A 12,721-nucleotide genomic window follows, 5' to 3' on the forward strand; every position below is an offset into this window, starting at 1 on the left:
TATTTGCCTTTGCGGATTCCCTCGGGTCGTTCGAGGATCGCTCGCTTCGCTTCCATCGCTTGACGCTTGTTCATCACTGTTCAAACATCCCCATAACGATTGATTCGTTATCGCGTTGAACGATGGGAGCGTAGCGGGAATGGTGGGCGTCAAAACGGCATCGGGCGGGGATGCGGTCCGCCTCGGCCTTAAAGAAAACTGGCGGCAGTTCTCGCTGCTCGTGCTGATCAATGCGTTCGTCGGCGGCATGGTCGGTATCGAGCGGACCGTCGTGCCGCTGATCGGCGCCCAGCAATTTCATATCGGGTCGACGGCGCTGATTACGTCGTTTATCGTCAGCTTCGGCGTCGTCAAGGCGATCGCCAATCTCGTCTCGGGGCAACTCGCGGATACGTGGGGCCGCAAGCGCGTGCTTGTGATCGGCTGGCTACTTGCGCTGCCTGTGCCCTTCATGATCATCGCGGCGCCGCACTGGGAGTGGGTCATCGCGGCCAATGCGCTGCTCGGCGTCAGCCAGGGCTTTGCATGGTCGATGACCGTGCTGATGAAGGTCGATCTGGTGGGCCCGAAAGGCCGCGGCCTCGCGGTGGGCCTCAACGAATTCGCGGGGTATTCCGCGGTAGGTCTGACCGCCTTCTTGACGGGCTATCTCGCGAGCCGTTATGGGCTGCGGCCCACGCCGTTCTATCCCGGGATCGTCTATGCGGCAGCCGGCCTGGTTCTGTCGGTGCTGGTCGTGCGCGATACGCGCGAATATGTCCAACTGGAAGCGGCTGGCAAGGCAAAGGCAGCGTCATCGCTGTCGTTTCGCGAAGTGTTCATGCTGACGTCGTTCAAGGACCGGAATCTGTTCGCCGCGTCGCAAGCGGGGTTGATCAACAATCTCAACGACGGCATGAGCTGGGGCATTTTTCCGCTGTTTTTCACGGGACTCGGGCTCGGCATCGAGCGGATCGGCATCCTGAAGGCCGTCTATCCGATCGTCTGGGGCGTCGGTCAGGTGATCACCGGTCCGCTCAGCGATCGGTGGGGACGCAAGGGGCTGATTGCAGCCGGGATGTGGGTGCAGGCCGCCGGCCTCTTTCTGACTGCGCTCACGGGGCAATTCTGGTGGTGGCTCGTCGCGAGCGTGCTGCTCGGCGTGGGCACCGCGATGGTGTATCCGAGTCTGATCGCCGCGGTATCGGATGCGTCGGAGCCCGGCTGGCGCGCGCGGTCGCTGAGCGTCTACCGGTTCTGGCGAGACCTCGGTTACGCGATCGGCGCCCTGTCGGCAGGCCTGATTGCCGACCGGTTCGGTTTTGCCGACGCGATACTTTCGATTGGCGTTGTTACGCTGATCTCGGGCGTGGTCGTCGCGATCGCGATGCGGGAGCATCGTTGAAAATGGTGCGCTCCTCGCACTCCTCGCGCAGCAGTTCGATAAACGCCTCCTGCACGGCCGTGGAAAGCCAGTCGGTGCGCACCGTATATCCGACCGCGCGGCGCGCCGCGGGCGTGTCGAGTTCGAGCGCGACCATTTCGCTGCCCGGATAGGCCTCGCTGATCTGCGAGCGCGCAAGCAGCGTGATGCAGTCGCTTTCGACGAGCATCGCCATCATCATCGCCAGCGAACTCGTTTCGACGACGATCGTCGGCTTCAATTGCAGCCGCGCAAAGATCGAGTCGATCGTCGTGCGGCGCGGCACGTTACGCTGCGGCACGACCCAGTCGTAACCGGTCAAGTCCTGCGCCCTGATGGTTTTTTTGCCCGCGAGGCGATGCCCTTTGCGCACGGCGATGATGAACGGATCGGCGAACAGTTCGGTTTCCTGCACAGCGCCCGTGAGCCGAGGCGTGCGCAGCGCACCGATGATGATATCGAGCGTGCCGTTACGCAGTTCGCGCAGAAGCCGCGCATGCGAACCTTCGTCGACGGTCAGGCGCGCGGCCGGATAGCGCTCGCGCAAGCGTTGAATCGCGCGCGCCACGAGGCGCGGCGGCAGCATCGGCAATACGCCGATCGCGACCTTGCCGCTCAGCTGGCCGCGCGCGTAGGCGAGGTCTTCGCGCGCCTGCGCAATCTCGTACAGCGCAAGACTCAGGCAACGCGCGAATTCGATGCCGGCCGCGTTCGCCGACACGCTATGCACGCGCCGCCGGTACAACGAAACGCCGACCGTCTGCTCGATCTGCCGCGCCGCGCGATGCACGGCCGGCTGCGAAATGCGCAGCTGCTGCGCGGCCTCGGCGGCCGACCCCGCATTGGCGATCGCGATATGGCAGCGCACCTGCGAGTCGGTCAGATGGCGGCACATGTTTCTTGCGTCGTTTTTTCCATGCGCCGCTGCCGGCGCCGACTGGCCGGTGAGGCTCGCCACCGCGCGCTCCATCTGATCGAGCATGCGCCGCACGCGCCGTTGCACGATCGCGCCTTCGGCCGTCAGTTCGCTGCCGCCGAAGCCGCGCTCGAATAACCGCCCGCCGAAACTCGCTTCGAGCTTGCTGATGGCAAGACTGACCGCCGGCTGCGTGCGGCCCGATTGAAGCGCCGCCTGGCCGATTCCGCCTGCCTCGCACACCGCGTCGAAGAGAAATAGACGCCGCAAACGCGCAAGGTCGTCGCTCTCGTCGCTCTCGTTGACTTCGGCGCGTTGATCGAACCCCATCGAAACTCCGCTCATGGACAGTCGCTCAATTGAAGCCCTTCGGATCGAAATCAGCTCATTTCAACGGGTTCATCCGATCCGAAGCACCTTCGTGAAAACCCCTAGCTTAACTGGAATTTATGCCCTGCGGCGCAGTTCATATTGAGGGATCCGGCCGCATCGCCCTTACAGTAACGACCATTCGATCAAAAAATTTCCCATCAGGAGCACGGTTATGTCCGTCGTCATCGACACGCACACTCATGCAATTTCCCCGGATAAACAGCGCTATCCCGTCGCGCCGGTCGGTGGTCATCAGTCGGAATGGTCGGTGAAGCGTCCAGTCAGTTTCGAAGCGCTGCTTGCGTCGCTGGACGAAGCCGGAATCGATCGTGCGGTCGTTGTGCAGGCATCGACGGTGTACGGCAACGACAATAGTTATGTCGTCGAAGCGGTGCGCAGCCACCCCGACCGCTTCGCGGGCGTGTTCTCCATCGACGTGCTTGCAGGCGATGCCGTCACGCAGATGCAACGCTGGCTCGACGCGGGCCTCTCGGGCCTGCGCCTGTTCACGACCGGCAGCACGATGCCGGGTCAGGCCGGCTGGCTCGACGACGAGCGCTCGTTTCCGGTGTGGGAATACGCGCAACAGCACAACGTATCGATCTGCCTGCAGATGACGGCGCAAGGCATTCCCGCGCTGCTGAACATGCTGAAGCGCTTCCCCGATATTCGCGTGCTGCTCGATCACCTCGCGCGTCCCGAACTCGCGGGCGGCCCGCCGTACGAAGCCGCGGCGCCGTTGTTCAGTCTCGCACCGCATCGCGGCGTGTATCTGAAGCTGACCAACCGCACGATTGCCGAAGCGGCGCGCGGCGCGTCGACGCCGGCTGCGTTCTTTCCGCGCGTGCTCGATGCGTTCGGTGCAGACCGTATTGCATGGGGCTCGAACTTCCCGGCCGCCGAAGGCGCGTTGCCGCAACTGTTCGCCGATGCACGCGAAAGCCTGTCGATGCTGCCCGCCGATGCGCGCGCGGCGATTTTCGGCGGCACCGCGCTGACGATCTATCCGGCGCTCTCCGCGTAGTTTTCACGGCAGTTTTTCCTTTATGGAAACGCGCATCCCGAACCCATCAGGAACACTGAACTGTGAATACCACTACGCCGCCGCTGCGCCTGAAGACCGCGCTCAAGACCTACGTGCATACGCGCGCGCTGAAGTCGCATGAACTGACGGATCCTGCCGTCGAACTCGTATTCGACGAGGTCGAGCCGATTCATCGCGCGTTTGCGCCGATGGCGCGCCGTCAGGCGTACGACGTCAGCGAGCTCGCGATTGCCACCTATCTGCAGGCGAAGGCCTACGATAAGCCCGTGGTGCTGCTGCCCGCAGTGGTCGCGGCGCGTTTTCAGCAGGGCTGCATTATCTATAATGCACGGCGCGGCAAAATCGATACGGGCAACCTCGCAGGCAAGAAAGTCGGCGTGCGTGCATGGTCGCAAACGACGGGGATGTGGGTGCGCGCGATTCTCGCGCAAACGTACGGTGTACCCATCGACCAGATCGATTGGGTCACGATCGAGGGCTCGCATCTCGAGGAGTATCGGGAACCGTCGTTCGTGCGCCGCGCTGAGGCGGGCAAGCAATTGCTCCCGATGCTGCGCGACGGCGAACTCGATGCCGCGATTCTCGGCAACGATCTGCCGGACGAACCGGGGTTCGAACCCGTGATTGCCGACGCAGCCGCCGCCGATCGCGAGTGGTATGCGCTCCACCGCTACGTGCCGATCAATCACGTCGTCGTCGTGACGAAGGCGCTTGCCGATGCGAATCCGCAGGCCGTACGCGCGGTGTACGACCTGCTGTGCCGCGGCAAGGCATCGGCCGCGGCGGAAAACGCGGGCAAGCTGGACAAACTGCTGCTCGGCTATGAGGCGTTGCGCGAGCCGCTTGCCGAGACCATCGCATACTGCGAAGCGCAGCAGTTGCTGCCGCGAAAGCTCACCGTCGATGAGATTTTTGCCGACAGCATCGGCATGCTCGGCGACGCCGCGCGCTGATGCATTGCTGAAGCGGCGGATCGCTGCCGCTTAGTGACCCTAGCGACTGCTTAGTGACCGAGCGCCAGGCGCCACGCAGCCACCCTTTAGCCGACCATTTCGAGCGATCCGCAGTTCGCCGTTGTTTTCAGAAGGAGACGTCATGAGCCTGCCAGGCAACGCCAACGCCACAAAACCGAAAAAGCGCGTGCCGTTCTACCGCGACCTGTCCTTGCAGGTGCTGGCCGGCATGGCGCTCGGCATCGCCACGGGCTACTTCTTCCCGAAGTTCGGCATCAATCTGCAGCCAGTCGGTGACGCATTCATTCGCGTCATCCAGATGCTGATCGGGCCGATCATCTTCTGCACCGTGTGCAGCGGCATTGCCGGCGTGAACGACTTCAAGAAGGTGGGCCGCGTCGCAATCAAAGCGCTCTTCTACTTCGAAGTCGTGACGTCGATCGCGCTCGTGCTTGGGCTGGTCGTCGTCAATGTGCTCAAGCCGGGCGTCGGCATGAACGTCGACATGCATAGCGTGCATTCAGCCGCCGTCGACGCGTACGTCGCGAAGGCGCATCACGTCGTGACCACAAGCGAATTCCTGCTGAACGTGATTCCGCACACGGCCATCAGCGCGTTCGCGGGCGGCGACGTGCTGCAGGTGCTGTTTTTCTCGGTGCTGTTCGCCTTCGGCCTCGCGGCTATCGGCGAGCGTGCGAAGCCCGCAATGAATCTGATCGACGCGGTGTCCGGTTCGCTCTTCTGGATCATCGGCCTCACGATGAAGGTGGCGCCGCTCGCCGCCTTCGGCGCGATCGCGTTCACGGTCAGCAAGTTCGGCTTCGGCACGCTGCTGTCGCTGGGCAAGCTCGTGCTCGAGTTCTATCTGACCTGCGCGCTTTTCATTGCGCTGGTGCTCTGGCCGATCGCGAAGGTGAACGGATTCAGCCTGCCGCGCCTGATGCGCTATATCGGCGCGGAACTGCTGCTCGTGATCGGCACGAGTTCTTCGGAAACGGTCTTTCCTCAATTGATCGACAAGCTCGAACGGCTCGGCTGCGAAAAATCGGTCGTCGGGCTCGTATTGCCGACCGCCTATACGTTCAATCATGACGGCACGTGCCTGTATTTCGCCGCGGCCGCCGTGTTTCTCGCTCAGGCGACCAACACACCGATGGGCTGGCACGAGCAGGTGGTACTGCTCGCCGTGCTGCTGCTCACATCGAAGGGCGCGGCGGGCGTTTCGGGCGCGGCGATCGCGGTGCTCGCCGCGACACTCGCCGCATCGAACACGATTCCCGTGGAGTCGATCGCACTGTTGCTCGGCATTCACAAGGCACTGTCGAGCGCCTTCGTGTTCACGAATATCGTCGGCAATAGCGTAGCGACGATTGTCGTGGCGAACTGGGAAAAAGCATTGGACCGTATCGCGCTTCACAATGAACTGAAAACCGGCTACCAGCCGGCGGACACCCCGCCTCGCCGCATCGAGCGAACGGGCAACAGGAGCGCTGCGAACTAGCGGCACCCGGCAGCAACCTCTTCGACGGTCGAACGCTTCACCCGTAAATCCGCGTTTTCCGTCGACACACCCCGGAATGTCAGTCAGCCGGCGTGTAACTGCCAAGTTTATTTAGTCATACGAATAGTATGGCGGGGCATCGCTTTGCCTCGCGCATGCACAAAACACAAACGAATGGGACCGGAGACAGGCTGTGAAGAGAAGATTTCTGCAATCCATGGGACTTGGGCTGTCGGCAACAGCCGCTGTTATCGTTGCGCAGCCTGCGCATGCGCAATCGAGCGTGCAGCTGTACGGCACCGTGGATGGCGGTATCCGTCACGAAACGAACGCGGCGAAGGGCGGCGGTTCGGTCACGACGATGGATTCGAACGGCTTCTACAGCTCGAACAAGCTCGACTTCCGGGCAAAGGAAGATCTGGGCAACGGCTGGAATGCGCACTTTCTGCTCGAAAGCGGCTTCAATCTCAGCAACGGCAAGTTCGATAACACGACAGGCACGGAATTCAACCGGCAGGCGTTCGTCGGCGTCGGCAACCTGAAATACGGCTCGCTCGATCTCGGCCGCCAGTACACGATCGCGCACGACATCATCAGCATCTACGATCCGTACCATTTTCACTTCACGCCGATCATCCCGTTGACGAAGGCGTCAGACGGCACACGCAACAACAATGACGTGAAGTACAAGAACACCTTCGGCCCGCTGCTGTTCGAAGCCGACAATTCGTTCGGCGGCGTGGCGGGCGACTTCAGCAGCGGCGCGACGCGCGCGGTCGGTCTCAGCTATGCGCTGGGGCCGGTGGCCGTCGGCGGCGTGTACGGGCATCGCAATGTGGCGTCCGGCACGAGCTTCGTGGGCGACAGTTACTACATGGTCGGCGCCGGTTACGCGATTGGGCCCGCGCGCATATCGGGCGGCTTTATGTCCGAGGACCTGCAGACGCCGGCCGCGCCGCACCAGACGACCAACAACGGCTTCGGCGGCCTTTCATGGAACATCACGCCGTATCTGGTTTTCCGCGGCGCGTATTACCAGACCACCGTATCGAACGACAAGGCGGGCCGCGCGGGGCTGTCGGTGCTGTCGCTCGGCTATCTGATGTCGAAGCGCACGACGCTTTACGCGGAATTCGACCACACGTCGTACCGTAAGGCGGTGGTCAGCACGCTGAATCCGGCGGGCGTGTCGAGTCAGACGGCGTTCACTGTCGGTATCGATCATCTGTTCTAGCACGCCGGCTTCGCGCACGCAGGCAACGTGTCGCACTCAAGAGGCAGCGAAAGGTGGGGACACATGGGGCATAATTCACGCATATTTCACACTTTTATGCCCTGCCGATGGATCTTCCCTTCAATGAGCGCGGTGTCTCGGTCACACGCAACGCCTTGTCCGCTGCCGGTCAGGTCTTTCCGCTGCGCGAAATCGGCGGCGTGCGCGTCGTCACCGTACCGCGCAACCGGTCGCTGCCGATCGTCATTTCGGTGGTCGGCGCGGCCGGTACGGTGGTCGGCGGCGTGTTCCAGTCGCCGGCCGGCATCGTGTGCGGCTTGATGCTCGTCGTGGTCGGCTGGCTCACGTGGATCAGCCAGGACGTCACGCACCGGTTGATCGTGCAGTCGGGCAGCGGCGAGCGCGAGGCGTTGTCGAGCCTCGATCTCGACTTCGTCGAGCGCGTCGCGCAGACGGTGCGCGACGCGGTGGAGGCAATACCGGCAAATTGAGCGAGCTGGCGCGACCAAGCCGTTAACAAAAAATTAACGCACCTTCGGCGCGCTTTTGCACTCGTTTAAGACGTGCGAGGCTAGAGTGGACAGGTCATAACAGCCGTGCCGTCCCCGCTCGCGTCGGCACTTCGAAGATGCACGAACCGTCAACCACCCTCGAACGTCACGCGCCGCGCGTGTTGCGTACGCCGGCCGCCCGTCAATTGTCCTCCTCGTTTGTCACCATCGACATCACGGTGCCCGGCACCTCTTCCTCGGTTGGCCGGCGTGCGCTGCATACCGCCCTCGGCACCGACCTGCGTCTCTATGTAATGACCATCGACAAGCGTCATGAGCGCATCACGTTCCGCGTCGAAGTGATGTCGCGCAGCGTCGACGACGTGATCGCCGCATTGACCGGCGGCCTCGAGCGAGCGACGATCGGCCGCGTCAGAGCGACGGCGATCAAACGTCTTCAGGATGCCTAGCTTTCACAGATTTTTGCAGAGACGCTAACGCGCGCGCGTAGAGTTTGCGGTTTTTGTCACCCGCGTTCCCAGCTGCGGACACCTCAAACCTTGGCGCGTGCGTATTCGCGCGACAGGGGTCGTCATTGGGACACGCGTAACCGCAAGGTGTGTCTCATGACGCTTTACTCTTTGCCGCGCCGCGCGGCATCTCTGTCTCGCGCAGGCGCATGCTTCGCCGCCTTGCTGTCCGCGTTGGTAACGGCCGGCTGCGGCACCTCGGTCACGGCGCCGACGCCGCCCGCCTCCACCGCGGGGCTCATCAACGAAGGCCGCGACGGCCTGCTGATTCCATTGCACGTCGAACGCAGCGACCTCGGCCAGGCGCGGCTCGGCCTGCCCACGGTGATCGACGGCAAAGCGGTCTACCTGATGTTCGATACCGGTACGCGCGGGGTGCGGGTGTTGTCTTCGGCGCTGCCGCGCACCAGCTACGCGACCGCCGGCACGCGAACCTCGCTGATCTTCCCAACCGGCGCGCAGGTCTCCGGGCCCTCGGTCAACGTGCCGTTCAGCATGGCCGGCACGAAGCCCGTCGACGTCGCGGTGCAATCGGTCGACGAAGTGCGCTGTATGCCAGGGGCGAAACGCTGCGTCGCGATGGACGGCTACACAGGAGAATTCGGCTGGGCGTTTTCGGGCATTCTCGGCGCCGCGGCCGATGCGCCGAACGATACGTGCTGCACGCAGCCGCTGCGCGCGCTGCCTGCACGTATCGGCGAGCGGTATCTCGTGCATCCGGGCCTTGCGCGGCCGTTTCTGGTGTTGAGCCCGTCGAATGCGGTTGCGACCGGCTTTACTTTGCTGCCGTTGCGCGCGGCGCAGGACGGCGCGCTGCAATGGCCAGCCGGTTGCGTTCAGGTCGCCGACAAGATGCGCTTTTGCGCGCCCGTGGTGTTCGCCACGGGCGGCAGCGGCATGATCCGCATCGAGACCGACAAGGCGCCGAACTGGGTTAGCGACGGCGACGAAAATACCGTGCTCAAGCAAGGCAACTACGACGTGGCGCTAGGCGTCGGGCCGTGGGCGCATCGCTTCGATGGCGCCCAGGTGACGATTGCGAAAACGCAGGCCGGCGCGAACCGGATTGTGATCGGGTTAATGGCGCTGCAGAACATCGATCTGCTGTTCGACTTCAGCAATGGGCAACTTGGCGTGCGTGCAGCGCGCGATGCCGAGACGATCGACGGATAAGCGAAAGCGCAAGCGCGGTGCGGGCTGCGGTCTGCGTCACATCGCAACCCGCACCCGCGCGATTCACTCCATATCGAGCGGCTTCACCTGCCAGATATCGCGCGCATACTCGGCAATCGTGCGATCCGACGAAAACAGACCCATGCCGGCCACGTTCTCGATCGCACTCGCGGCCCAGCCGCGCGCATCGACGAAGCGCCGGTCGACTTCATCCTGCGCCTTCGCAAACGCCGCGAAATCGGCGAGCACCATATAGTGATCGCCCCAATCGACGAGCGTGTGGAAGATGTCCGAAAACCGCAGCGGATCGTCGGGCGAGAAAAACCCGGTGCGAATCTGGTCGAGCGCCATGCGCAATTCCGGGTCGTCTTCGTACAGCTGACGCGGCCTGTAACCGGTCGCGCGCAGATTGTCCACTTCGTCGGCGGTGTGGCCGAAGATAAAGATGTTCTCGCGGCCCACCGCATCGCAAATCTCGATGTTCGCGCCGTCGAGCGTGCCGATCGTCAGCGCGCCGTTCAACGCGAGCTTCATGTTGCCGGTGCCCGACGCCTCGGTGCCCGCCATCGAAATCTGCTCGGACAGATCGGCGGCCGGAATGATCAGCTCCGCGACGCTCACGCCATAGTTCGGCACGAACACCACCTTCAGACGATCGCCGATCACCGGATCGTTATTCACCTTCGCGCCGACGTCGCCGATCAGCTTGATAATCGTCTTCGCCATCCGGTACGCGGACGCGGCCTTGCCGGCGAACATCACGACGCGCGGCACCCAGTCGCGTTGCGGCTCCGCGAGAATCCGGTTGTAACGCACGATCACATGCAGCACGTTCAGCAACTGCCGCTTGTATTCGTGAATCCGTTTGACCTGCAGGTCGAATAGCGCATCCGGATCGAAGCCGATCTTCGTATGCTCGGACAGGCGCTGCACGAGACGCTGCTTGTTTTGCCGCTTCGCTTCGCGGAACGCATCGACGAACGCGGAATCGTTTTTCAGGTCGCGCAGCTTCGCCAGCTCGAACAGATCGCGGCGCCAGTGCGCGCCGATCTGCCGGTCGATCAGCGACGACATCGACGGGCTCGCCTGCGCGAGCCAGCGCCGTGGCGTCACGCCGTTCGTCACGTTCGTAAAGCGCTCGGGGAACATGCGCGCGAAGTCGGCGAAGATATCGCGCGTCATTAGTTGCGAATGCAGCTTCGACACACCGTTGACCTTCTGGCTCGCGACAATCGCGAGATGCGCCATCCGGACGCGCCGCTGCCCGTATTCGTCGACCAGCGAAATGCGGCGGATCATATCGACGTCATGGCCCGAATGCTCACTGACGCGCTTCAGAAACTCCGCATTGATCTCGAAGATGATTTCAAGGTGTCGCGGCAACAGACGCGCGAGCGTTTCGACGTCCCAGGTTTCGAGCGCCTCGGGCATCAGCGTGTGGTTCGTGTACGAGAACACCTGCTGCACGTCTTTCCACGCTTTGTCCCAAGGCACGCGATGCACGTCGACCAGCAGCCGCATCAACTCGGGAATCGCCAGCACCGGGTGCGTGTCGTTCAGATGCACCGCGACCTTCTCCGCGAAGCGGCCGAACGTGCTGTGCGTGCGCAGATAGCGGCGAATCAGATCCTGCATCGTCGCCGAGACGAAGAAGTACTCCTGCCGCAAGCGTAGTTCGCGTCCGGCCGATGTCGAATCGTCCGGATACAGCAGGCGCGAGACATTCTCCGACATGTTTTTCGCGTCGACCGCGCGGCGGTAATCGCCCTGGTTGAACGCGGACAGATCGAGCTCTTCGGTCGCGCGCGCGGACCACAGGCGCAGCGTATTGGTCGCGCTCGTCGCGTAGCCGGGAATGACCGTGTCGTACGCCATGGCGTTCACATGCTGCGTTTCGATCCATTCGATATGGTCGTTGCGCTGCACAGTGCGGCCGCCGAAATGCACGATGTACTGCACTTCGGGACGCGGAAACTCCCATGGGTTGCCGGCGCGCAGCCAGTAGTCCGGGGTTTCGACCTGCTCGCCATTGAGGATCTGCTGGCGGAACATCCCGTACTCGTAGCGGATGCCGTAGCCGAAGCCCGGAATACCGAGCGTGGCCATCGAATCGAGAAAGCACGCGGCCAGACGGCCCAGGCCGCCGTTGCCGAGCGCCGCGTCGGGCTCGAGATCGGTCAGCGCTTCCATATCGACGCCGAGGCTTGCGAGCGCCTCCTTCATCTGGTCGTAGATGCCGAGCGCGAGCAACGCGTTCGTAAACGTGCGGCCGATCAGAAATTCCATCGACAGGTAATAGACGCGCTTGACGTCCTGCTCGTATTGCTCGCGCGTGGTTTTCATCCAGCGCGCGACGAGCCGGTCGCGCACGGCGAGCGCGGCGGCGTGCAGCCAGTCTTGCGGACGCGCGGTGACGGCATCCTTGCCGACGCCGTACATCATGCGATTCGAAATCGAGCGCCGTAGCGCGTCGACGGTGCTGTTGAGCTGGTCGAATTCCAGATCCACCGCTGTCATCGAAGCCTCCGGTAAAGCGACGCGGCACACACCTGAAACGCACGCGAGCGGTAAGGCGCAGGCGGCGCGAGCCGGTCTGGTGGATAAATAAGCAGATTAGGACATTTGACGTGTCCCGTCATCCGCGACGGCAGTGCCACGCAAGGTACATGCCCCGCCCGCGGGCACGGATGCCGCGCGACCTTCGATCCGGCTTGCACTAGTATGGAATTGAAAGAAGGCATATCGGCGACAGTGCTAACGGGAAATCGACATGAATGCGCAAGCGATGCTCGGAGTCGTTCACGCACAGGAACTGCTGATCGTATCGCTGATCCGCGCCATGCCGCCCGACGAACGACGCAGGATCGCCGACGAATTCCAGCAGCAGGTCGATCTTGCCGAAGCACCGCATCTGAGTTCTGGACATGACCGCGAAATCAACGAAGCGTTCAAGGCTCATATCCGAAAGTTGTCTATTCTGCTTGCCTCGCTTAGCTGAAAGCCGGTGCTGGGGGCCGCTTGAGGGGATGTCGCTTGCGGGCCGGCTGGAGGGCTCGCGGGCGCCGGGCGGGGCAGACAGTTAGTTGCATTTTAGTCGACGATGT

Annotated in this window: 11 protein-coding genes; 9 read left to right on the plus strand and 2 right to left on the minus strand. The window is 62.9% G+C overall.

Annotated elements, in window-relative coordinates; all coding sequences use genetic code 11:
- Window positions 1–139: 139 nt before the first annotated feature.
- On the plus strand, window positions 140–1,384 hold the full coding sequence (locus KZJ38_RS35405) for an MFS transporter (RefSeq protein ID WP_219801658.1): 1,245 nt from the start codon (window positions 140–142) through the stop codon (window positions 1,382–1,384).
- On the opposite strand, the gene KZJ38_RS35410 is transcribed toward KZJ38_RS35405, so the two are convergent.
- Window positions 1,332–2,663 carry a LysR family transcriptional regulator gene (locus tag KZJ38_RS35410; protein ID WP_246641932.1) on the minus strand — a complete coding sequence of 444 codons (1,332 nt, stop codon included), beginning with the start codon at window positions 2,661–2,663 and terminating at the stop codon, window positions 1,332–1,334. The genes KZJ38_RS35405 and KZJ38_RS35410 overlap by 53 nt on opposite strands.
- Window positions 2,664–2,862: 199 nt before the next feature.
- Between KZJ38_RS35410 and KZJ38_RS35415 the strand changes: the two genes are divergently transcribed.
- From KZJ38_RS35415 to KZJ38_RS35445, 7 genes are all read left to right on the plus strand, one after another.
- Window positions 2,863–3,714, plus strand: a complete 852-nt coding sequence (locus tag KZJ38_RS35415; protein ID WP_219801659.1) for an amidohydrolase family protein — start codon at window positions 2,863–2,865, stop codon at window positions 3,712–3,714.
- A 62-nt stretch (window positions 3,715–3,776) separates the two neighbouring features.
- On the plus strand, window positions 3,777–4,688 hold the full coding sequence (locus KZJ38_RS35420; RefSeq protein WP_219801660.1) for a substrate-binding domain-containing protein: 912 nt from the start codon (window positions 3,777–3,779) through the stop codon (window positions 4,686–4,688).
- Window positions 4,689–4,830: 142 nt separating this feature from the next.
- Window positions 4,831–6,189 carry a C4-dicarboxylate transporter DctA gene (dctA, locus tag KZJ38_RS35425; RefSeq protein WP_219801661.1) on the plus strand — a complete coding sequence of 453 codons (1,359 nt, stop codon included), beginning with the start codon at window positions 4,831–4,833 and terminating at the stop codon, window positions 6,187–6,189.
- A gap of 193 nt (window positions 6,190–6,382) precedes the next feature.
- Complete coding sequence (locus KZJ38_RS35430) at window positions 6,383–7,423, plus strand: porin (RefSeq protein WP_219801662.1); 1,041 nt, start codon at window positions 6,383–6,385, stop codon at window positions 7,421–7,423.
- A gap of 107 nt (window positions 7,424–7,530) precedes the next feature.
- Window positions 7,531–7,914 carry a DUF6232 family protein gene (locus KZJ38_RS35435; protein WP_219801663.1) on the plus strand — a complete coding sequence of 128 codons (384 nt, stop codon included), beginning with the start codon at window positions 7,531–7,533 and terminating at the stop codon, window positions 7,912–7,914.
- A gap of 137 nt (window positions 7,915–8,051) precedes the next feature.
- Window positions 8,052–8,384, plus strand: coding sequence for a hypothetical protein (locus KZJ38_RS35440; protein WP_219801664.1), 333 nt, complete (start codon window positions 8,052–8,054; stop codon window positions 8,382–8,384).
- Window positions 8,385–8,540: 156 nt separating this feature from the next.
- Window positions 8,541–9,617: a hypothetical protein gene (locus KZJ38_RS35445; protein ID WP_246641933.1), complete on the plus strand. Its 1,077-nt coding sequence runs from the start codon at window positions 8,541–8,543 to the stop codon at window positions 9,615–9,617.
- A 63-nt stretch (window positions 9,618–9,680) separates the two neighbouring features.
- Here KZJ38_RS35445 and KZJ38_RS35450 read toward each other — a convergent pair whose 3' ends face one another.
- Window positions 9,681–12,134, minus strand: coding sequence for a glycogen/starch/alpha-glucan phosphorylase (locus KZJ38_RS35450; RefSeq protein WP_219801665.1), 2,454 nt, complete (start codon window positions 12,132–12,134; stop codon window positions 9,681–9,683).
- Between the two features lie 253 nt (window positions 12,135–12,387).
- Here KZJ38_RS35450 and KZJ38_RS35455 point away from each other — a divergent pair, with 253 nt between their 5' ends.
- Window positions 12,388–12,615, plus strand: a complete 228-nt coding sequence (locus KZJ38_RS35455) for a hypothetical protein (protein WP_219801666.1) — start codon at window positions 12,388–12,390, stop codon at window positions 12,613–12,615.
- Window positions 12,616–12,721 lie beyond the last annotated feature (106 nt).

This window comes from Paraburkholderia edwinii (genome assembly GCF_019428685.1).
GTDB lineage: Bacteria > Pseudomonadota > Gammaproteobacteria > Burkholderiales > Burkholderiaceae > Paraburkholderia > Paraburkholderia edwinii.